The following is an 18,709-nucleotide window of genomic DNA, read 5'->3' on the forward strand; positions in this document are numbered from 1 at the left end:
CAGATGGGGCAGCAAAAGGGCCTGAAATCTCATTTCGGAACATTTCACAGCGACTTTGCCAATCATGGTTAATGACGGGTAAGCGACGGATTTTGCTCAATTTTCCAAATGCTGTTAATCATTGTGGCGAAGAGAACCCAAGGTTTGCGGTGCATTAGGGCCGCGCTGCCGCAATTATGCTTAACATGATCGTTTAAATTAGATCCAATTGCTTAGGACGGCATGCCGGAAAAGGAAAAAAGATAAAATTTGAATCAAATTTGATGAAAATACCGCCGGAAATTTCAAACGGCTGTTGGTCTGTTGTGTGTAGGTTCTGCTCAAGCCCGAAAAACAGGGCATTCGCAAACGGGAATACCGTTGCAAAACAAGGCAGGCCTGAAAGGCAAGCCAACAAACAGGGTAGTTGACAATGTGGTTTCTTATTAAAGGAACATTCTGGTTTTCGCTGGTGCTGGTGGCGCTATCCTATTTTGGCGCCGCGCAGAACGAATCGCAGACCTCGACACCGATGAATGTCGCAGGTGCAGTTTCGGCTGCCAGTGAAGCCTACCGTTATGTCAGCGCAATCTGCACGGAGAAACCTGAAGTTTGTGAACAGGGTGCAGAGACATTCCATGCTCTTGCCGGGCGTGCCCGTGACGGCGCCAAGGTTGCCTATGAATTTCTCGACACCCAGATTGGTGTCAACGAAGACAAGACCACGGCTGAGTTGACGACCGCCTCGACCGGTACGCCAAGCATCAGCGTTGAATTCCCTCAGAATGGCGACAAGGCGACATCTGAGGGTTTCGTGCCCGTTCCGCAAAAGCGCCCTGCCCTTTAATATCCTCTGAATTCGGCGCTGCCCTCGCCATCTGAAATTCCTGCCGAAGATGACCACTCCTTCGGCACATACACCTTGCGGACAGTTGATAGCCATCGTCTGCCGCCGGACTGCCTGAACTGGACTGAGAATTTGGTCACGCCCTGCCCGGTGAAAATCCGGCAGGGCTTTTTCTTTGCTTGGCGGTTCAAATCAGCAAGATTTTCACCTATATGGCGGCAAGCAATTAAATGGATAGTGTGATGACCTCTCTCGACAAAATGATGGACGACTTTGCCTTTCTCGATGATTGGGAGGATCGCTATCGTTACGTGATCGAGTTGGGCAAGGAACTGCCTGACTTGGCCGACGAGCATAAGAACGCCCAGAACAAGGTTCAGGGCTGCGCCAGCCAGGTTTGGCTCGTGACACATGCAGATGCCGACAAAAACCCTGTGATGACGTTTGAGGGCGATTCTGACGCCCATATCGTGCGCGGGCTGGTGGCTATTGTGCTTGCCGTCTATTCGGGCAAACATGCCTCCGAAATCACGCAGCTGGATGCCATCCAAGTCTTCGACAAAATCGGTCTGGTGGAGCACCTGTCTTCCCAGCGCGCCAATGGCCTGAGCTCGATGATCAATCGCATCAGGGAAGAGGCACGGCTGCGCCTGCAATAATAATCCAGTTGGCGAGCAAGTCCTTCGGATTGGTTTCATCCTGGAAATGGTTCGCCCGCTCTTCCTTCAAAGGCGCGATTGTGGTCGCGCCTTTTTTGTGTCGTCTATCTTCGTTCACCGCGACATGGCGAACCGTTTCAGATGTCGGCCTTGCTGAAGACTGAGGCTGTAATACGCTCAAGGACAGAAACGAACTCGTCGAAACCGGGGTCGTCGCGCCTGTCCTCTACAACATTGCAGGCATAACCGACTGTTGTCCTGTCCTTGCCAAAGGATATGCCGATGTCACTGAGAGATATGCCAAGCACAACATGGCATACATACATCGCAATCTGCCTGATGTGGCAGGCCGCTCGGCGCCGGTCACTGCGCACCAGTGTACGCTCCCCCGCAAGTACCACCATTTCGCTGGTCAACTGCCTGACGATACGGCAGACGCGGCGGGTGGGAAACGGCAATCCGCCGCACATCACCATCGGTGCGGCCGGGTTCTTCTGGCCTTGTTGTGACTGGATATCTTTCCTTTGTGTATCCCCTGGCATGAACGAACTCCCTTCATGAATAGGAATTAATTCATGTCATGTGCTGTATGCAAGAGGAAATTATCGTAACACTTTTGTACATCCTCGCAGCAACCTTGCCGAGTGTCCGCGAAAAGAACCGGGGAGAAACATCATTTAATCATTATAAAACAGCATCTTCACATAATTTCAGCTTTTCGAAAACGAGACATCGTCGCGCAGGCTGCGTATCGAGTAATGAAATAAATGTGATTTTTTTCCTCTTTATACACAAAAAATCCACGCAAAAGAAAACCGGCCTCTAAGGGCCGGTTTTCAAAACTACTCATTGTTGCCAGTTTAAAGCCGCTACCTCGAACTTGGCCGAGGCACTGCAAACTTGAAAGCGATTAGCGCGAAGCCTTGCGACGCTGGCCAAGACCCATTTCCTTGGCGAGGCGCGAACGTGCTTCGGCATAGGCTGGGGCAACCATCGGATAATCAACCGGCAGTTCCCACTTTTCACGGTAGTCTTCCGGCGTCATGTTGTGATGGGTTGTCAGGTGTCGCTTCAGCGACTTGAAGGAACCGCCGCATTCGAGGCAGATGATCTGATCGTCCTGAACCGACTTTCTGACCGAGATGGCAGGTTTCTGTTTCTCGGCAGCAATTACAGAAGGGGCTGGGGCTGTTGTACCACTCAAGGCGGAATGCACATCAGAAATGAGGCTTGGCAGTTCTGCAACCGGAACAACATGATTGCTGACATAGGCGGCAACAATGTCAGCGGTTAGTTCAACCAGCAGATCATGTGCACTACCGTATGCGGTTTCAGTCATATAAGTATCTCCTATCAATTCGTTCCGGTACGGCAACGTTTGATCCTGCCCTTCCATGTTTATGAACATGTTACGAAACCACCCCCAAATGGCTTCCAGCAGACAAAGCAAACATCGTCTGTTACTGGCCATTCAACGACGCCGCACAAAGCATATGCTCATTAAGGAGAGCACTGATCACGTAGTCTCAATGATCACAAAGCATGTTGCGCGGCAGGAAAACCAGCATCAGAAACTTAATGGGAAATCGAATAACACCGTTTCAAAAAAAGTCCAATTATAATTTCATACTAATTTAAGCTACTGATTTCTTATAATTTACGTATTCCTCAAGAAAATTCTATCTTGACGTTAGAGAACCTTATGATTTGGTAATATATAGCTGGAGATCTGGATAATATTCAGATTTTCAACTTTCGGTTATCTTCAATTCATCAATAACAGACACATCACAAAGCTTGTAACCTGCGATATGTGCCGCTCTGGCAAGCAAATGCGCAGAAATCGGCGCCGTCAATATAAAGAAAAAGAAACCGGCTATGGTTCGCGCCAAAATTGAAATATCGGCAGAATGAATTCCTACCGCCAATAGCAGCAAACCAGAGCCGATCGTACCTGCCTTTGAGGCGGCGTGCATGCGCGTATAGAGGTCTGGGAAGCGGTTGACGCCGATGGCTGCCACCAGCGCAAACAGCGCACCGGAGAGCATCAGAAACGCGGTTATGAGCGCGACGATCAACTCCATCATTTCTTCCTTTTCGATGCTTTTTTACGCTGTGGTTTTTCCTGCGGTCGTGTCGCTTTGACGGTAACGCCGTTGTTGGTCGGCGCGCGCGACAACACGAAGCGGGCAAAAGCAACGGTTGCCAGGAACCCGACAAGACCAAGGGCTATCGCGATATCGATGTAGAGCGTGAAACCCGTTTTGATGGCGATGACCGCGATAAAGCCGATCACAATACCGACCAGCATATCAAGGGCGACAATCCGGTCCGGAAGTGTCGGCCCCTTTATGACGCGGTAAACGGTCAGCAGAAATGACAGCGAGAGGATGACAAGGGCAGCAACAGTTGCCCATGATACGATCAGGGATACGGCACTCATCGAAACGCCTCCATGATCTTGCGCTCAAAGCCATTGGCAATATCCCGCTTCGTTGCCTCGATATTCGAGCAATCCACGGCGTGCACGTAAAGGAAACGCCTGTCTTCCGACACATCCACCGACAGCGTACCCGGTGTCAGCGTAATAAGGTTGGCGAGCAAGGTTATCTCAAAGTCACTGGTCACAGTCAGGGGAAAGGCAAAAATGCCGGGCTGAAGGTCCAGGCGTGGTTTCACCACCATCACAGCGACAGTCCATGCCGACAGCATCAATTCCTTGAAGAACAGTCCGATCAGCGACGCTATACGGCCAATACGGATCCAGTAACTGCGTCCGCCCACCTGATCACGGATCAACCAAAGCGCAAATGCTGACAGAAGAAAGCCGAAACCGATATTGAGAAGCGTCGCGCTGCCGGTGATAGCAACCCAGACGACGACAAAGAGAACATTGACGATAAGCAGGGTCATCTTACGCTCCCCTCTGGAAAGACAGATCGTATATAGGCCGATGGATCCACCAGACCTTCTGATGCCCGCTGACTGAGATTAAAGACGGTTTCTGGAAAGACGCCGCCAACGGTCACAAGCAACGCCAGGCCAGCGATAGCAGTAACGGCAATCGAAGAACCTGGCTGGACGGTGACAGCAGTCTGTGTGCCGACCTGCTTCACTTGCGGGCGCCAGAAGGCCAGAAGATAGACACGACCAAAGGTCAGCGTGATGATGAAACCGGCCACCAGCAGCGAAGCTGCCAGCCACCACGCGCCGATATCAATCGCCGCCTTGACCAACATAGCCTTTGGCCAGAAGCCAATGAAGGGCGGTAGCCCTGCCCCGGCAAAGAACAGTGCCAACGCCATGCCGGAGAACAGAGGTGCGGTTTTGTAGAGGCCGCCAAGTTCAGAGAGCGACCAGCCACCGCCAATGCGTGCGGCAACACCTGCCACAAGGTAGAGAGCGGTCATCAGCAACACGGATTGGACAGCATAAAAAATTGCGCCGCTGATACCGGCTGTAGTGCCGATGGCGACACCTGCCATGATGTAACCAATACCGGACACCACAACGTAGCCCAGCATGCGCCTGATATCGTTTTGCGCCAGAGCGCCAAGTGCACCGAGGATCATGGTCAGGGCTGCGACGACGGCGATCACGAAGCTCAACTCTTCTCGCTCGACCGGAAACAGCATGACCATGACGCGCAGCAGAGAATAGACACCGACCTTGGTCAGCAGACCGCCGAACAATGCCGCAACCACGATCTTGGGCGTGTGGTAGGATGCAGGCAGCCAGAAATTGACCGGGAACGCTGCCGCCTTCATTGCAAAGGCCAAGGTAAACAGGCAGGCCAGCGTCATCATCGGAGCAGTACCCCGTAGATCACCGGCCTTCAGCACAATGTCAGCCATATTGAGCGTGCCGAAAATGGCATAGAGGTAACCGACGGTAATCAGAAACAGGGTTGTGCCGATCAGGTTGAGAACCGCATATTTCAACGCACCGTCGATCTGCTCTCTTTCCGACCCCAGCACCAGCAGGCCAAAGGACGAAATCAGCAGCACTTCAAACCAAACATAGAGGTTGAAGATATCACCGGTGAGGAACGCGCCGCTTACACCGGCCATCAGCAACATCAAAAATGGATAGAAACCGTACCGCTTACGGTTTTCATCCATATCCGACAGGGAATAAAGGCCGCAGGCAAACGCCGACAGCGCCGCGACAAAGGCCAACAGTGCACCCGTCAAATCAGCGGTAAATGCAATGCCAAATGGCGGCAGCCAACGCCCCATGACCATGGTGAACGGCCCTTGTGTTGCGACCTTCCACAACAGGGCTGCATCCAGAACCACGAGCACCGCAAGACCAGTCAGTGCAATACGCGCATGCAGCCATGTGGAGTGGCGCACCATCATCAAAATGGCGCCAAAGGCAATGCAGACGGCGACCGGCAAAATGATCAGCCACTCGGAGGCAGCCACAGGCTGCATGACCATGGCGGCGGCGTAATCTGGCACTGTAGAAGAAGGAGCGGCCATTTTTTCTTTCTATGCTGAAACGTCAGTAGCCAAGCGGCGGCAAGGGTTCATGCGCCGGTTCGGCTTTACGCATTTCGTCCGTGTCATCGGTTTTCAGTTCCTGAAAGGCACGCCATGTCAGCACCAGCAGGAAGCAGAAAAACGAAAATGAGATCACGATGGCTGTCAGGATCAGTGCCTGTGGCAAAGGATTGGCCGTGTCTGCAGGCAACGTATCCATACCCGCCCCGATGATTGGCGGCACCTCTCGCGTCAAACGGCCGGAGGTAAATAGCAGAAGGTTGACGGCATTGCCCAGCACCGCAACGCCCAGCAGTATGCGGATGCTGTAACGCGACAACATGAGATAGATGGCGACGGAAAAGAAGATACCGACCACAATAGAAAGAACGGCTTCCATCAGTCAACGTCCCTTTCTTCCAGCGCCAGAGCAATGGAGGTTATGGCCCCAACAACGACAAGGTAGACGCCGACATCGAAGGACATGACGGTAGCAAGCGGAACCTCGACACCGAACAGGCTGGGATAGATCCACAGGCCAGTCATGAAAGGCACACCGGCAATGACAGATACCAAACCGGATACGGTTGCCAGCAGCAAACCTGCGCCTGCAATGGCCAGCGGATGGAAACGGATGGCGCGGCGAACGGCGTTGACCCCAAAGGCAATGCCATAAATGGCCAGCGCGGAAACGGCGATCAGTCCACCGATAAAACCGCCACCCGGCTCATTATGGCCGCGCAGCAGCACGAAGATAGAAAACAGCACCATCAGACTGGTAATCACCGGCGCAATGGTCCGCAGGATGATCGTATTCATGCGCGTTTCTCCTGCCCGCCCTGGTCATCATCCAGCGGGTGAATACGCACACCTGCCCGCAGCCGGATCAGCGCCAGAATGGCAAGGCCGGTGATCATCACAACAGAGATTTCGCCCAGCGTATCCGTGCCACGGAAATCGACAATAATGACGTTCACCACGTTGGCGCCGTGGGCAATCACCTTGGACCACTGATTGAAGAAGTCCGTCAGATTGTTGTCGAATGGCACTTGCGTGGATTTGAGCAGCATCAACGCAAAACCGGTACCGCATGCAATAGCAATGGTGCTGTCAAGTATGATCTGCCCCCAGGAGCGGTGATCGACCGCAGACAGGCGCAACCGGGTCATGACAAGGGTTAGAATGACCACCGACAGGGTTTCTACCATGAACTGGGTGAAGGACAGGTCTGGTGCGCCGAACAGCAGAAACAAAACGGCAACCGAAAAGCCCTGTATACCAAGAGCAACAATGGCATTGAGGCGGGTCTTCGACATCAGGATCGCCACGAGGCCGATCAATGCAATGACGATGAAGGTCAATTCATGCAGCAGAATGTCCTGCGGCCAGACCGGCATGTCAGGCAATTCATCGTAAACGAACAAGGGTACGAGCAGTGCAAAGGCCAGCACCGCAAAGGTCGCTGTGACATAAAACTCCATGCGGCCCGGCTGAATGAAGCGGGTAACATAAAATGCCATCTTGACCATCAGGGCCACGAAACCGTCAAAGCCCTTGTCGGGTCCGCCGCCAATTGCCTGCAGCGTCGACGCAATAAGGATGCGCAGCTTCGCAATGCTTTTGTATGCGACAATTCCAAGCACGACTGTCAGCAGCGATAGCGCCAGCGGAATGCCGATATGTGGCAGCAGGGAGATTTCCACCGCCCTCACCTCTCCGGCAACGGCACTGGCCATTGGCGTCGACAGGAAACGGTGGGCAACACCGGACAACAGTGCCAGCAGCAAGCCGCATGCGGCCAGGACGGTCGGGCCAAGCCACAACAATACCGGCCCTTCATGCGCATGTTTCGGTGTTTTGACCGGCCCACCAAGGAACGGTTTCAGCGCCACGGCAAAGGCAATGGCAAACATCAGTGCATTGCCGATGATCGCGACACCGAGAAACAACACGGCGCGCGGGTCATTATGCGCCAGCGCATAGTAGATTTCTTCCTTGGCCAAAAATCCAAACATCGGCGGCAGGCCGCCCATGGAAATCGCAGAGACCAGCGCCGCGGTAAAGGTTATCGGCATGGCCTTGCGCAGTCCGCCAAGCTTCGTCACATCACGGGTGCCTGCCTCATGATCGATAACTCCGGCGACCATGAAAAGTGCGCCTTTGAACAGCGAATGCGCGATGAGATAGAGCACGGCCGCCTCGATGGCATGTGGCGACCCAAAGCCGGTCAGCATGACCAGAAGACCAAGAGAAGACACCGTTGTATAGGCCAGCATCAGTTTGAGGTCGGTCTGCCGTACCGCGAGAAACGCGCCGACAAGCATGGTAATGCCGCCAAAGAGCGGCAGCAGGATTTCCCAGGCGGGCGTATCGCCCAATACCGGATTAAGGCGCATCAGCAGGTAGACGCCAGCTTTGACCATGGTCGCTGAGTGCAGGTAGGCCGAAACAGGTGTTGGTGCTTCCATGGCGTTGGGCAGCCAGAAATGGAATGGGAACTGCGCGGATTTGGTAAAAGCACCGCCAAGAACCAGCACCAGCGTGACCAGATAGAGCGGGCTAGCACGCAAGATATCGCCGCCCTGCATCAATTGGGAAAGTTGGGTGACGCCACTGATGTTCCAGATAAGGATCAGGCCTGCCAGCAGAGCCAAGCCACCACCACCGGTGACCAGCAGCGCCTGTAACGCCGCGCGGCGTGATGCCGCGCGCTCATGGTCAAAACCAATGAGCAGGAATGATGTGATCGAGGTCAGTTCCCAATAGACGAACAGCATCAAGAAACTGTCGGAGACCACAACGCCAAGCATCGCCCCCATGAACAGCAGCAGAAAGGACAGGAAGCGACCCTGCTGCGGATGGCCCTTGAGGTAGCCGCCCGCATAGAGAACGATGAGAGCTCCAATACCGGTAATCAACAACGCGAAGGTCAGCGAAAGGCCATCAAGAAACCACGAGAAACTAAGATTGAAGCTCGGCACCCAGATATAACCGCCTGTGACGGCTTCCCCTGCTGCGACAAGCGGCAGAAAAGAGGCGAACTGGGCAAAAGCAACGGCCGGAATGAGGGCAAGTATCCAGGCGGCGTTGTGACTGAATCTGCGAACCAGAAACGGTGCAACTAGCGCGCCTGCAAATGGCAGAAACAGCACAATGAATGTCATCAACGTGACATTTTCAGACATCTCACCCCCTGTGGAACTGTCAAGAATCCCCCTCGACAACACCCTCTTTTCAATAGGGTAACATGGGTCGTGCCTCAACCATTTTCAGCGAGAATCGGGCCATACACAAAGTTCTCCACCAAATGCGGGGAACTGGCACTTGCGGGCTTTTTTCTTGACGTAACGCACCTTATCTAAAGGGACAACAGAAAGGATCAGCGCCATGAACGACATCAAGACATCTAAACTCGTCAAAACCGATGCGGAGTGGAGAGAACAACTGACCCCGGAACAGTACCATATCCTGCGGGAACACGGTACCGAACGCGCGTTTACCGGCCCGTATTGGGACAGCAATGAAAAGGGTCTCTACCGTTGTGCTGCCTGCGATGAGCCGCTGTTTTATTCAGACACCAAATTCGACGCGGGGTGCGGCTGGCCAAGTTACTTCGAGCCGGTCAAGGCTGATGCGGTAACCGAGCACAGCGATACAAAATACGGCATGGTCCGCACTGAGATCCGTTGCGCCAATTGCGGTGGCCATCTCGGCCACGTATTCCCTGATGGGCCCAAACCGACGGGATTGCGCTACTGCATTAACGGCCATTCCATGGTGTTTGAGCCGCAATAACAAAACGCGTATTCATGAAATTGATGAAGGGCATGATCACATAAACTTGCCCTTCGTCTTTCGGGACGTCACCCTTACGTGGAAGGCCTTCGGCTTTCACCGCGACAGAGGCTTACTCCGGCGTGATGGATTGCCATCCGCCAAGAACGCGCTGCTCCTCACGCGACCATGTCCAGTAATGCCCTTGAAATGGCTGATCATAGGCGCGGTCAATTTTTACGGCTTGCAGGGCGCAGAGTAGCAGCGTGCCAACGCCGCCATGGGCGACAATCGCCATATCACCCACCCCGTCTGCCTCTGCTGCAATCAACTGAAAAGCCTGTAGAACACGGGCCTGCGCATCAACTGCTCTTTCCCAACCGCGCACGCTTTCATTGGGTTCGGAGAAAAACCGGTCCGCCATGGCTTCGAATTCAGAGGGCGGCAAAAAACCGGTCGCGCTGCGATCGTTTTCATGGAGCGCATGCTGCACCTGAACCGGAAGACCATGGAACCCGGCCAGAATGCCCGCCGCTTCAATGGCCTTTGTTTCATCACTTGCCCAGACGTTCCGAACCTCGGCCATGGCCGCAGAGGCCGCAAACAACCGCATACGGGCAATGCCCTTATCGGACAGGCACCAGCGCGGCACCGGTTTTGCCGGATCGACCACGACTTCAGGGTGGGTGATAAAATGGATGTTGCTCACGTCGGATCCGCTTCGCCGAGGCGTAGTTCCATGCAGGCCAGGTCGAGCCAGCGACCAAACTTGATGCCAACCTGCTCAAACCGGCCGACATGGCGAAAGCCCATTTTTTCATGCAGACGAATGGACGCGGCATTTTCCGCCTCGATTGCTCCGATCAACACATGCACACCATTTTGCTTGGCGCGGATAATCAGTTCCTGCATCAGTGATTTGCCGGCACCAGTGCCACGCGTGTCTTTATGCACATAAACCGAATGTTCCATGCTCCGGCGAAAACCGTCGAAAGCACGCCAGTCACCGTAAGAAGCATAACCGACACATTTGCCGTCCAGTTCAGCTGCAAGAACAGGATATCCCTTGTCCTTGCGTGCCTTGAACCAGTTCAAGCGGTTTTCCAGATCAACCACCGTGTCATTCCAGATCGCCGTGGTGTTGAGAACGGCGTCGTTATAAATATCCATGATCGCAGACAGATCTGCTTCCGTCGCGTCACGCACAATAAGTGTCATTGGGTATGTCCATCAGATGTAAAGCCGGAATATGGCTGTTATGTCTCACAGGCCGGTGACAGGCGAAAGGCTGAAACAGGTGATAACCGCAGAATAATGCACGGCAGCGGCAGCCACCACGAAGCCATGCCAGATGGCGTTCTGAAAGCGCAGTTTTTCCCAGACGTGAAAGATCACGCCCAGCGAATAGATCATGCCGCCCGCCACGATCAGCCAGATGGTTACTGTCGAAAGATATTGTGAAAGCGGCGCGGCGATCAGAACACCGCTCCAGCCCATGCCAAGATAAAGCAGGATGGCCAGACGGTCATAACGACCGGGAAACAGGCATTTCAGAGCAATGCCACCGATGGCTGCCAGCCAGATGAAAGCCAACATAAACACGATCAGCGGTTCGTCTGCACCGCGTTGCAGGAATGGGGTGTAAGTGGCGGCAATCAGCAAAAAGATCGCAGAATGATCGAGCCGCCGCAGATACCATTTGGTGCGCGAATGTGGCCAGATATTATAGGTAAAGGAAATGGACAGGCACAAAACCAGCCCCAGCCCATAGACCCAGGCGGCGGCCATGCCGCTGAATGTGCTCCATACTGTAGCGTAGAAAATCAGCGCGGTTGCGCCGATCAAGGCCAGCACGATGCCGACGCCATGCACGATGCCGTCGGCGACGATTTCGTGAAAATCATATTTGCGGCCTAAACGCCAAAGTTCACTCATGGCCCGTTCCTGCTGTCCGGCGTATAGAATGCCGACAACACGCGCCAACAGCAAGTGGTGTCTCGAAACTGACGATCACATTGCGTTCGGATATGTTGCAGCCTCTCATGAAGATGTGGCCAGCGAAGCGGCAGGCCACAGCCTCATCTCACACCTGTTCAGCTTGCTGTTCTGCCGCACATTCCTGGCAAAACGGCGTGTAGGGCACGGCTGCGAGGCGCTCAGCGGAAATGGTCTTGCCACATCTGACGCAGGTGCCGAATTTGCCATCGGAAATGCGCACCAGAGCAGCATCAATTGCCTTCAACTCATCCTGTCCGACTTGGCCAAGCTCATCCAGAACTTCGTCATTGCTGCGTTCAACGGCACGGTCTTCATTGTCAGGGTTTACCGGCTGCTCAAAGTCATCCTCGATCTTGCGCAGCCGCTTGTTCAGTTCACGTTGCCTGTCGCGCAGGATTTTTTCATAGCCAGACGTATCCATAACCCATGTCCTCTAATGGTCGATTTCAGCGCGGCGGCCACCCATCGAGAGACCGCCGCGCCAATTCAAAGATGTCGTGCAGCCTTGCTTTTAACGGTCGATCAGCACCGAGCATTTTGCATGGCGTACAACGCGGTCCGCTGTCGCACCGATGAAATAGTTGGTGAAATCAGGCGTATGCGAAGCGACGATGATGAGATCGGCATGATGTTCCTCCGCGCAGGCAAGAATTTCGCGTGCCGGAGGGCCACTGCGGATTTCAACTGTTGCCTGAATGCCTGTCCGCTCTTTCAGTTCCACAAGTTTTGCCTTGCCATCCTTGATCGCATTTTCAATCAGGTCGACTGGAAGGTCTATGGCGATATAGCCCGGTAGCTGCTCGACCACATTCAGCAAAACGATCTCGCCACCAGCATCCAGCAAACCCGATGCCTTGCGGATGATCTTTTCACCCTTTTCAATGGCACTCATGTCAACAGGTACAACGATCTTCTTGTACATATGCTTCTCCTTCCACGTTAAGGCTGCGGCTATTTGAGCGCGATGACAGCCCCAGTTCCCAAACCCCGACGCAGCGCAAAGCCATTGGCCGCGAGAATTATAAAACGGTTCCACACCGATACATGCAGTTTCCCAAATTTGCGGTGCTCTGCCTTGATTAAGGTCAAGCGCAGACAACTTCATTGTCAACAAATAGTGCACGCTCAATCACCAAACGCCCCTCTTTCCTGAACGTTCCCGAGAGACCATATTCACGTCAAATAAAGCGTCGCCGGAACGGCGCCGCAGCGCACGGCCGCCTGCTGATCAAGCACGCCAGCGCAGATGGAGTTCGTGACATCATGACTGAAACATCGCAATTCGCACTGACACGGCCGGCCTATGTTGGGCAGGCACATCTTGTCGTGAACGACCTGGCGCGCGTTTCTGACTACTACCAGAAGGTCATTGGCCTGTCGGTTATTGAAAAACAGCCAAGCGGAGAGATACTTGGCGTCAACGGCCAACCCTTGCTGACCCTGTCCACATCCAGCAATGCCGAACGTGCACCACGCAACGCGGCAGGCCTGTTCCATACCGCCTTCCTGCTGCCAAGCCGCAAGGAGCTGGCGCATTGGCTGACCCATGTTGCGCACAACAATATTCAGCTTGACGGCGCATCCGACCATCTGGTCAGCGAGGCGATCTATCTGTCTGACCCGGAAGGAAACGGCATCGAGGTTTACCGGGATCGCTCGCCTCTGGAATGGACCTACCAGCAGGACGGCACGGTGGAGATGAACACGCTGCGCCTCAACCTGCAGGAACTCTACGACTCTGCCCCGAAGACGCCCTGGCAAGGTGCGCCTGATGGTACCGCCATCGGCCACATTCATTTGCAGGTCGGCAACATTCCGCAGGCAGACGAGTTTTATCAGGACGTGCTCGGCCTGAAGATCATGGCGCGCTATCCCGGCGCCAGCTTCTTTGCCACCGGCTCCTACCATCACCATGTTGCCGCCAATATCTGGAACAGCCGTGGTGCCCAGGCACGACGCGACAACATGACGGGCCTTGCCGGTTACTCGCTGCGTTTCAACGAAAAGGGTGCGTTGGACAGCGCGGTCGCCGCACTGGACCGGTTGGGTATATCAACTGAGCGTCAAAGCGACGGCATCGTTCTGAAAGATCCATGGGGCATTGGTCTAAGGCTCGCAGCCTAAAATCTCTGCTGGTCACCCTCCCCCTTCGGGAACCGTAACTGTTGTTGAACGTTACTGTCCCGGACGGGGATATGAAATCATGAACGGCACCATAAAAATCGATGAAAAAGTTCCGGTGACACCGATCGTAGAGGCGCCGCAGCACAGACACGTATCAAGAAAAAATTCACCGGATGACGATGCGCGCAGCCAGCAGCCATTGGGTCGCGAAGCGCTGGAAGTTGCGGCCAAGTGGTCGATCGTCGGTCTGTTCACCATTGCCTTTCTTGCCTGCGTACACCTGCTGTCCGTAGTGCTGATCCCCATCGTCATGGCAATCGTTGTCGGGATGATCCTTGGGATGGCAGCGGAAAAGCTGGCTGGTTACGGTATTCCGGGCTTTGGCGTGGCGCTCATTCTGTCAGGCCTTGTGGCACTGGTGTTCATTTTCGTCATCAATTCGCTGATCGATCCACTTTCCATGCTCGCGTCTCAGGGGCCGCAACTTCTGAATCAGACCGCAGAACGTTTCCTGCCCTATCTTGAGCGTGTGAGATGGCTCAATATTTCTGCGGCGACCTTCAGCTTCGGCACAATGTCGATGGAATCGCTGCTGGACCGCAGCACCGGTATCCTGTCCGTAGTCACGTCCAGCCTGACACCCGCGATTGTGCAAGGCTTGATCTTCTTTGCAGGACTTTTGATGTTCCTCTACAGCCGCTTGCGGTTGCGCAAGGGCATCATCATGGCCTTTCCAGCCCGCCACCAAAGACTACGGACCATCCGTACCATCGGATCGGTGGAACATGTGCTTGGCACCTATTTCGCTACCGCCAGTCTTATTTATGCCGGGCTTGGTGTTACCATGGTTCTTATTGCCTATCTCGGCGGTCTGGCCATGCCATTGCTATGGGGGCTGTTTGCCTTCCTCTCCAGCTTCATCCCGTTTATCGGCATTGCCGTGATGACCATATCCCTGACGATTGCTGGCATGTTGACCCATGATACGTTGCTGCTTGGCCTGCTGCCCGCCTTTGTGTTTTTCACCATCCACCTGTTGATGGAAAATCTGGTGTTTCCGGCCGTGATCGGCCGCAACCTCGAAATCAACCCGTTTATCGTGTTTGTTGCGATTATCTTCTGGACATGGATGTGGGGTGCAGCAGGCGCCATGCTGGCGCTCCCTCTGTCATTGATTGGCATGACAATCGCGCAGGAGCTTTTCCCGTCGCGCAAAGTGGTGCCGAACCTTCCCGACTAAGCTTTAGTTGGTTTCGGGATCAAATCCCGGATCATCCAGACGGACGAAGGTGACCCCGCGTTTTTTCAAGTTGAGCAGACCTTTGGCAACGCCCTCACCTGCCTGATGGGTTGGCTGGTTGATATGGGCAATCACCACATCACCATCCTTAGCGGCAGCAATGCGTTTTTGCGCAACGCCGGCACCGAGCAGAGAACCACCGTCGCCGTTGATGGAATAACCGGCAATGCGTTCGCCGATACCATTGATCTCAGCCATCGACGAATGGGTGTATTTGGCGGTTGCCCCACGGAACCAGCTGGGCTCCTTGCCAGTGGCCGCAATGATGGCCTCACGCCCACCATTGACCTCCCGCATGACACTTTCCATGCTGCCGGCAGCGGCAATACCATAGACCGAGACCTGACGGTCTATGGCCGGGATATGGTCTTGTCCGTGGTTCTCAATCTCAAACAGATCAGGATTGGCCAGCATGATGGCAAGCGCATCTCGATTGTGCCTGATCCAGCGTGCGGTCACGAACACGGTCGCGGGAATGCGCTCTTTGACCAGCGCATCGAGAATTCGAAAGTCGGTCTTGCCCATGCAGGCATCCAGCGTGATGGCAACCCGCGTTACGCCACTTGCCTGCGGGCGCATTTTAAGCGTCGGCTCAACCAACCCTGATGACGCAAAGGCGGGCACTGAAAACAGCGCAACAAAACAAACGCTGGCGAGGCTGGAAAGAAGATAACGGCGCATGGCAGACACAGCTCAACGGGAGAATATCAAAAGCGGATGCGCCGGATAAACGCCTGAATTATGGCTGGGTCAACAGCAAAGCTGCTTCAGTTGTAAAGGTAATACTGGCCCCATTGCGATTCCGGGACTTTTTCGCCCACACGGTAATCAAAGGATTGGATGGCAAGGTTCTGTTCGCTGGTCCGGCACTTATATTTCAGCTTGTACCATTCGCCACTGCTGCGAAACACGGCGCCTGCCGCCTTGATGGAGTTTTCCGTGACCTGCGGCTCACCGAACGTGTAGGCGATGACCTTGTCCGGCCTCATGCCCTTCTGTTCGGCGGCGATGCGCTCCATCGCCTCGATATCACAACGCTGCTCAAGACGTTCTTCCGGTGCGAGCGCGTTCAACTGTCTTTTGACGGAACTATCCAGTGCAAGGGATGGAACAGCTGACACGACAACGAGAACAACTGCCGGGAGAAGGTGACGCATATTATCCTGACCTGGTGATTTCGATTCCCTGGAAAATAAAAACAGCAACCGCTCTTTTCCACGTACCTAAGGCTGTATCGTCGAATTGTGCCCGAAACAGGGTAAATCTCAAGGGGCCAGCAGAGATGCCTGTGGATATTCAACCTTGATCCTTCCCCCGCCCCTCTCTACATCTTCTTCCACTGGTGCCACGGCCTGAAAACGGCCACTGGCGCTGCCATTCATTTCCGATGAAAGCGAGTTTGTTTTGTCGATATTCAAGAACCTCCCCGCCGCTCCTGTCGCAGAAAAAAAGCCGGTAACGGATACGCGTCACGGCATCAGCCGCACCGATGACTATGCGTGGTTTCGGGCAGACAACTGGCAGGCAATGTTCAAGGACCCGACCCTGCTCGATCCGGCAATCCGTAGCCATCTGGAAGCGGAAAACACTTATATGGAAGCTGCCCTCAGCGACACCAAACCACTGCAGGAAAAGCTGTTTGAAGAGATGAAGGGCCGCATCAAGCAGGACGATTCGTCCGTGCCTATGAAAGATGGTCCTTACGCCTACGGCACGTTGTTTGTAACCGGTGGTGAGCAACCACACTATTTTCGCACCCCACGCGACGGTGGTGAAAAGCAGGTCCTGCTTGATGGCGATAAGGAAGCTGAAGGTAAGGACTATTTCCGCCTCGCTGGCATCGACAACTCGTCCGACCACACTCATGGCATTTGGGGCTATGACGACAAGGGCTCTGAATATTTCACACTGCGGGTTCGTAATCTCGCGACCAGTGAAGACCTTGATGACGTGATCGAAAACACTGGTGGCGGCGGCGCATGGGCGCCTGACGGTAAAAGCTTTTTCTACACCTTGCAGGACGAAAACCATCGGCCGTCCAAGGTCTTCCATCACATCATCGGCCAACCGCAATCGACAGACCGCCTCGTTTATGAGGAAAAAGACCCTGGCTTCTTTATGGGCGTTGGCGGCTCATTGCTTGAAGACTGGATCTTCATCGACATTCATGACCATGAGACCAGCGAATATCGCCTGCTGTCCACCGCCGACCTGACTGCCGAGCCTGTCATCGTGGCGAAACGTGAGGAAGGTGTGGAATATTCCATGACAGAGGGCGATGATGTTTTTTACATCCTGACCAATGACGGTGATGCCAAGGACTTCAAGATCATGGAAGCGCCGGTGACGGCACCGGGCAAGGAAAACTGGAAGGAAGTGGTGCCGCATGAACCGGGCCGCCTTATCCTGTCGCACCTTGCGCATGCCCGCCACCTGCTGTGGCTGGAGCGCCGGGATGGCCTGCCGCGCATCGTCATTCGTGACCGCGCGACCGGTGAAGAACACGCCATTGCCTTTGCCGAGGAAGCCTACTCTCTCGGCCTGCAGGGTGCAGCCGAATATGACACCGACACCATACGTTTCTCCTATTCGTCGATGACCACCCCAAGCCAGTTGTTCGATTACAACATGGTGACGCGTGAACGCGTATTGTTGAAGACCCAGGAAGTTCCATCCGGCCACACTATCGATGACTACGTAACCCGCCGCGTCATGGCGACATCGCATGATGGAGCATTGGTGCCTGTATCTCTGCTCTACCACAAGGATACCAAGCTGGACGGTTCGGCCCCTTGCCTTCTCTATGGCTACGGCGCTTACGGCATCAGCATTCCCGCCTCATTCAGCACCAACAATCTGTCACTGGCAGATCGTGGTTTTGTCTACGCTATCGCCCATGTTCGTGGCGGCAAGGACAAGGGTTTCGAGTGGTATGAAACCGGCAAGATGGAGCACAAGCAAAACACCTTCAAGGACTTCATCGCCGCGGCCGACCATCTGGTTACGGAGGGTTTCACCTCCTACGACAAGATCATTGCCGAAGGCGGATCGGCCGGCGGCATGCTGATGGGTGCCGTGGCCAATATGGCACCCGAGAAATTCGCTGGCATTATTGCTGCCGTTCCGTTCGTGGACGTGCTGACAACGATGCTGGACGACACGCTGCCGCTGACACCACCGGAATGGCCGGAATGGGGCAACCCGATCGATTCAGAGGAGGAATATCACTGGATTGCGGCCTACAGCCCTTACGACAATGTCGGTGCAAAGCCTTACCCGCCACTGCTGGCGATTTCCGGACTTACCGATCCGCGCGTAACCTATTGGGAACCAACGAAGTGGGTGGCAAAATTGCGCGAGTACAGCACAGGCGACGCGCCAATTCTGTTGAAAACCAACATGGCAGCCGGCCATGGCGGCAAATCCGGACGCTTCCAGCGACTGGAGGAAATCGCCTTTGAATATTCGTTTGCCATCAAGGTTGCGGGCAAAATGTAAAGTTTGAATTACACGGCCCCACCTGTTTTCCGCAACAGGCGGGGCC

23 protein-coding genes are annotated in these 18,709 nt (G+C 54.4%); 6 read left to right on the plus strand and 17 right to left on the minus strand.

The features are described from left to right. Positions 1-412: 412 nt before the first annotated feature. Together HGO37_RS09295 and HGO37_RS09300 are read left to right on the plus strand one after the other, a co-directional pair. Positions 413-826 (plus strand): DUF5330 domain-containing protein, encoded by a 414-nt coding sequence (locus tag HGO37_RS09295; RefSeq protein ID WP_250983058.1) that lies wholly within the window; start codon positions 413-415, stop codon positions 824-826. Between the two features lie 242 nt (positions 827-1,068). Further along, on the plus strand, positions 1,069-1,485 hold the full coding sequence (locus tag HGO37_RS09300) for a SufE family protein (protein WP_250983059.1): 417 nt from the start codon (positions 1,069-1,071) through the stop codon (positions 1,483-1,485). 137 nt (positions 1,486-1,622) lie between these two features. Here the strand turns inward: HGO37_RS09300 and HGO37_RS09305 are convergent, their stop codons facing one another. The 9 genes from HGO37_RS09305 to HGO37_RS09345 form a co-directional block, all read right to left on the minus strand. After that, complete coding sequence (locus HGO37_RS09305) at positions 1,623-1,961, minus strand: helix-turn-helix domain-containing protein (RefSeq protein ID WP_409515554.1); 339 nt, start codon at positions 1,959-1,961, stop codon at positions 1,623-1,625. A 434-nt stretch (positions 1,962-2,395) separates the two neighbouring features. Next, positions 2,396-2,824 (minus strand): Ros/MucR family transcriptional regulator, encoded by a 429-nt coding sequence (locus tag HGO37_RS09310; RefSeq protein WP_192487303.1) that lies wholly within the window; start codon positions 2,822-2,824, stop codon positions 2,396-2,398. 409 nt (positions 2,825-3,233) lie between these two features. After that, the gene (mnhG, locus tag HGO37_RS09315; protein WP_250983061.1) at positions 3,234-3,572 is read right to left on the minus strand and encodes a monovalent cation/H(+) antiporter subunit G; all 339 of its coding nucleotides are present in this window, start codon (positions 3,570-3,572) and stop codon (positions 3,234-3,236) included. Continuing rightward, positions 3,569-3,928 carry a cation:proton antiporter gene (locus tag HGO37_RS09320; RefSeq protein WP_250983062.1) on the minus strand — a complete coding sequence of 120 codons (360 nt, stop codon included), beginning with the start codon at positions 3,926-3,928 and terminating at the stop codon, positions 3,569-3,571. The genes mnhG and HGO37_RS09320 overlap by 4 nt, the downstream gene beginning before the upstream one ends. After that, positions 3,925-4,398, minus strand: a complete 474-nt coding sequence (locus tag HGO37_RS09325) for a Na+/H+ antiporter subunit E (protein ID WP_250983063.1) — start codon at positions 4,396-4,398, stop codon at positions 3,925-3,927. Before HGO37_RS09325 ends, HGO37_RS09320 begins: the two co-directional genes overlap by 4 nt. After that, positions 4,395-5,969, minus strand: a complete 1,575-nt coding sequence (locus tag HGO37_RS09330) for a Na+/H+ antiporter subunit D (RefSeq protein WP_250983064.1) — start codon at positions 5,967-5,969, stop codon at positions 4,395-4,397. The genes HGO37_RS09325 and HGO37_RS09330 overlap by 4 nt, the downstream gene beginning before the upstream one ends. Before the next feature lie 22 nt (positions 5,970-5,991). Continuing rightward, on the minus strand, positions 5,992-6,369 hold the full coding sequence (locus tag HGO37_RS09335) for a Na+/H+ antiporter subunit C (protein WP_250983065.1): 378 nt from the start codon (positions 6,367-6,369) through the stop codon (positions 5,992-5,994). Continuing rightward, positions 6,369-6,788, minus strand: coding sequence for a Na+/H+ antiporter subunit B (locus HGO37_RS09340; RefSeq protein WP_250983066.1), 420 nt, complete (start codon positions 6,786-6,788; stop codon positions 6,369-6,371). Before HGO37_RS09340 ends, HGO37_RS09335 begins: the two co-directional genes overlap by 1 nt. Next, complete coding sequence (locus HGO37_RS09345; protein ID WP_250983067.1) at positions 6,785-9,154, minus strand: putative monovalent cation/H+ antiporter subunit A; 2,370 nt, start codon at positions 9,152-9,154, stop codon at positions 6,785-6,787. Before HGO37_RS09345 ends, HGO37_RS09340 begins: the two co-directional genes overlap by 4 nt. Before the next feature lie 202 nt (positions 9,155-9,356). On the opposite strand from HGO37_RS09345, the gene msrB reads away from it, so the two are divergent. Further along, positions 9,357-9,764, plus strand: coding sequence for a peptide-methionine (R)-S-oxide reductase MsrB (gene msrB, locus HGO37_RS09350; RefSeq protein WP_192487295.1), 408 nt, complete (start codon positions 9,357-9,359; stop codon positions 9,762-9,764). Between the two features lie 112 nt (positions 9,765-9,876). On the opposite strand, the gene HGO37_RS09355 is transcribed toward msrB, so the two are convergent. The 5 genes from HGO37_RS09355 to HGO37_RS09375 all read right to left on the minus strand — a co-directional run bounded on the left by HGO37_RS09355 (position 9,877) and on the right by HGO37_RS09375 (position 12,663). Further along, a complete protein-coding gene (locus HGO37_RS09355) occupies positions 9,877-10,452 on the minus strand; it encodes a histidine phosphatase family protein (protein WP_250983068.1) in 576 nt (191 codons plus the stop codon). Then, positions 10,449-10,961, minus strand: coding sequence for a GNAT family N-acetyltransferase (locus HGO37_RS09360; RefSeq protein ID WP_250983069.1), 513 nt, complete (start codon positions 10,959-10,961; stop codon positions 10,449-10,451). The genes HGO37_RS09355 and HGO37_RS09360 overlap by 4 nt, the downstream gene beginning before the upstream one ends. Positions 10,962-11,006: 45 nt before the next feature. After that, complete coding sequence (trhA, locus tag HGO37_RS09365) at positions 11,007-11,678, minus strand: PAQR family membrane homeostasis protein TrhA (RefSeq protein WP_250983070.1); 672 nt, start codon at positions 11,676-11,678, stop codon at positions 11,007-11,009. A 148-nt stretch (positions 11,679-11,826) separates the two neighbouring features. After that, complete coding sequence (locus tag HGO37_RS09370) at positions 11,827-12,162, minus strand: TraR/DksA family transcriptional regulator (RefSeq protein ID WP_250983071.1); 336 nt, start codon at positions 12,160-12,162, stop codon at positions 11,827-11,829. A gap of 90 nt (positions 12,163-12,252) precedes the next feature. Next, entirely contained in the window at positions 12,253-12,663 is a 411-nt protein-coding gene (locus tag HGO37_RS09375; protein WP_250983072.1) for a universal stress protein, read from the minus strand. A 341-nt stretch (positions 12,664-13,004) separates the two neighbouring features. Here HGO37_RS09375 and HGO37_RS09380 point away from each other — a divergent pair, with 341 nt between their 5' ends. Both HGO37_RS09380 and HGO37_RS09385 read left to right on the plus strand, forming a co-directional pair. After that, complete coding sequence (locus HGO37_RS09380; protein ID WP_250983073.1) at positions 13,005-13,865, plus strand: VOC family protein; 861 nt, start codon at positions 13,005-13,007, stop codon at positions 13,863-13,865. Between the two features lie 79 nt (positions 13,866-13,944). Further along, the gene (locus tag HGO37_RS09385) at positions 13,945-15,105 is read left to right on the plus strand and encodes an AI-2E family transporter (RefSeq protein WP_250983074.1); all 1,161 of its coding nucleotides are present in this window, start codon (positions 13,945-13,947) and stop codon (positions 15,103-15,105) included. Between the two features lie 3 nt (positions 15,106-15,108). On the opposite strand, the gene HGO37_RS09390 is transcribed toward HGO37_RS09385, so the two are convergent. The 3 genes from HGO37_RS09390 to HGO37_RS09400 all read right to left on the minus strand — a co-directional run bounded on the left by HGO37_RS09390 (position 15,109) and on the right by HGO37_RS09400 (position 16,583). Next, positions 15,109-15,846, minus strand: a complete 738-nt coding sequence (locus HGO37_RS09390) for a polysaccharide deacetylase family protein (RefSeq protein ID WP_250983075.1) — start codon at positions 15,844-15,846, stop codon at positions 15,109-15,111. 86 nt (positions 15,847-15,932) lie between these two features. Then, positions 15,933-16,322, minus strand: a complete 390-nt coding sequence (locus HGO37_RS09395) for a DUF930 domain-containing protein (RefSeq protein ID WP_192487286.1) — start codon at positions 16,320-16,322, stop codon at positions 15,933-15,935. Between the two features lie 108 nt (positions 16,323-16,430). Then, a complete protein-coding gene (locus HGO37_RS09400; protein WP_192487285.1) occupies positions 16,431-16,583 on the minus strand; it encodes a hypothetical protein in 153 nt (50 codons plus the stop codon). Between HGO37_RS09400 and HGO37_RS09405 the strand changes: the two genes are divergently transcribed. Beyond that, on the plus strand, positions 16,570-18,663 hold the full coding sequence (locus tag HGO37_RS09405) for a S9 family peptidase (protein ID WP_250983076.1): 2,094 nt from the start codon (positions 16,570-16,572) through the stop codon (positions 18,661-18,663). The genes HGO37_RS09400 and HGO37_RS09405 overlap by 14 nt on opposite strands. Positions 18,664-18,709: the final 46 nt, after the last annotated feature.

The sequence above is a fragment of the Rhizobium sp. CG4 genome (assembly GCF_023701965.1).
Taxonomy (GTDB): domain Bacteria; phylum Pseudomonadota; class Alphaproteobacteria; order Rhizobiales; family Rhizobiaceae; genus Agrobacterium.

What these genes read in the sequence shown, in the direction of transcription:
- HGO37_RS09295 (WP_250983058.1), top strand. Translation starts at nt 413, where the DNA reads ATGTGGTTTCTTATTAAAGGAACATTCTGGTTTTCGCTGGTGCTGGTG.
- HGO37_RS09300 (WP_250983059.1), top strand. Translation starts at nt 1,069, where the DNA reads ATGACCTCTCTCGACAAAATGATGGACGACTTTGCCTTTCTCGATGAT.
- HGO37_RS09305 (WP_409515554.1), bottom strand. Translation starts at nt 1,961, where the DNA reads ATGGTGATGTGCGGCGGATTGCCGTTTCCCACCCGCCGCGTCTGCCGT.
- HGO37_RS09310 (WP_192487303.1), bottom strand. Translation starts at nt 2,824, where the DNA reads ATGACTGAAACCGCATACGGTAGTGCACATGATCTGCTGGTTGAACTA.
- mnhG (WP_250983061.1), bottom strand. Translation starts at nt 3,572, where the DNA reads ATGATGGAGTTGATCGTCGCGCTCATAACCGCGTTTCTGATGCTCTCC.
- HGO37_RS09320 (WP_250983062.1), bottom strand. Translation starts at nt 3,928, where the DNA reads ATGAGTGCCGTATCCCTGATCGTATCATGGGCAACTGTTGCTGCCCTT.
- HGO37_RS09325 (WP_250983063.1), bottom strand. Translation starts at nt 4,398, where the DNA reads ATGACCCTGCTTATCGTCAATGTTCTCTTTGTCGTCGTCTGGGTTGCT.
- HGO37_RS09330 (WP_250983064.1), bottom strand. Translation starts at nt 5,969, where the DNA reads ATGGCCGCTCCTTCTTCTACAGTGCCAGATTACGCCGCCGCCATGGTC.
- HGO37_RS09335 (WP_250983065.1), bottom strand. Translation starts at nt 6,369, where the DNA reads ATGGAAGCCGTTCTTTCTATTGTGGTCGGTATCTTCTTTTCCGTCGCC.
- HGO37_RS09340 (WP_250983066.1), bottom strand. Translation starts at nt 6,788, where the DNA reads ATGAATACGATCATCCTGCGGACCATTGCGCCGGTGATTACCAGTCTG.
- HGO37_RS09345 (WP_250983067.1), bottom strand. Translation starts at nt 9,154, where the DNA reads ATGTCTGAAAATGTCACGTTGATGACATTCATTGTGCTGTTTCTGCCA.
- msrB (WP_192487295.1), top strand. Translation starts at nt 9,357, where the DNA reads ATGAACGACATCAAGACATCTAAACTCGTCAAAACCGATGCGGAGTGG.
- HGO37_RS09360 (WP_250983069.1), bottom strand. Translation starts at nt 10,961, where the DNA reads ATGACACTTATTGTGCGTGACGCGACGGAAGCAGATCTGTCTGCGATC.
- trhA (WP_250983070.1), bottom strand. Translation starts at nt 11,678, where the DNA reads ATGAGTGAACTTTGGCGTTTAGGCCGCAAATATGATTTTCACGAAATC.
- HGO37_RS09370 (WP_250983071.1), bottom strand. Translation starts at nt 12,162, where the DNA reads ATGGATACGTCTGGCTATGAAAAAATCCTGCGCGACAGGCAACGTGAA.
- HGO37_RS09375 (WP_250983072.1), bottom strand. Translation starts at nt 12,663, where the DNA reads ATGTACAAGAAGATCGTTGTACCTGTTGACATGAGTGCCATTGAAAAG.
- HGO37_RS09380 (WP_250983073.1), top strand. Translation starts at nt 13,005, where the DNA reads ATGACTGAAACATCGCAATTCGCACTGACACGGCCGGCCTATGTTGGG.
- HGO37_RS09385 (WP_250983074.1), top strand. Translation starts at nt 13,945, where the DNA reads ATGAACGGCACCATAAAAATCGATGAAAAAGTTCCGGTGACACCGATC.
- HGO37_RS09390 (WP_250983075.1), bottom strand. Translation starts at nt 15,846, where the DNA reads ATGCGCCGTTATCTTCTTTCCAGCCTCGCCAGCGTTTGTTTTGTTGCG.
- HGO37_RS09395 (WP_192487286.1), bottom strand. Translation starts at nt 16,322, where the DNA reads ATGCGTCACCTTCTCCCGGCAGTTGTTCTCGTTGTCGTGTCAGCTGTT.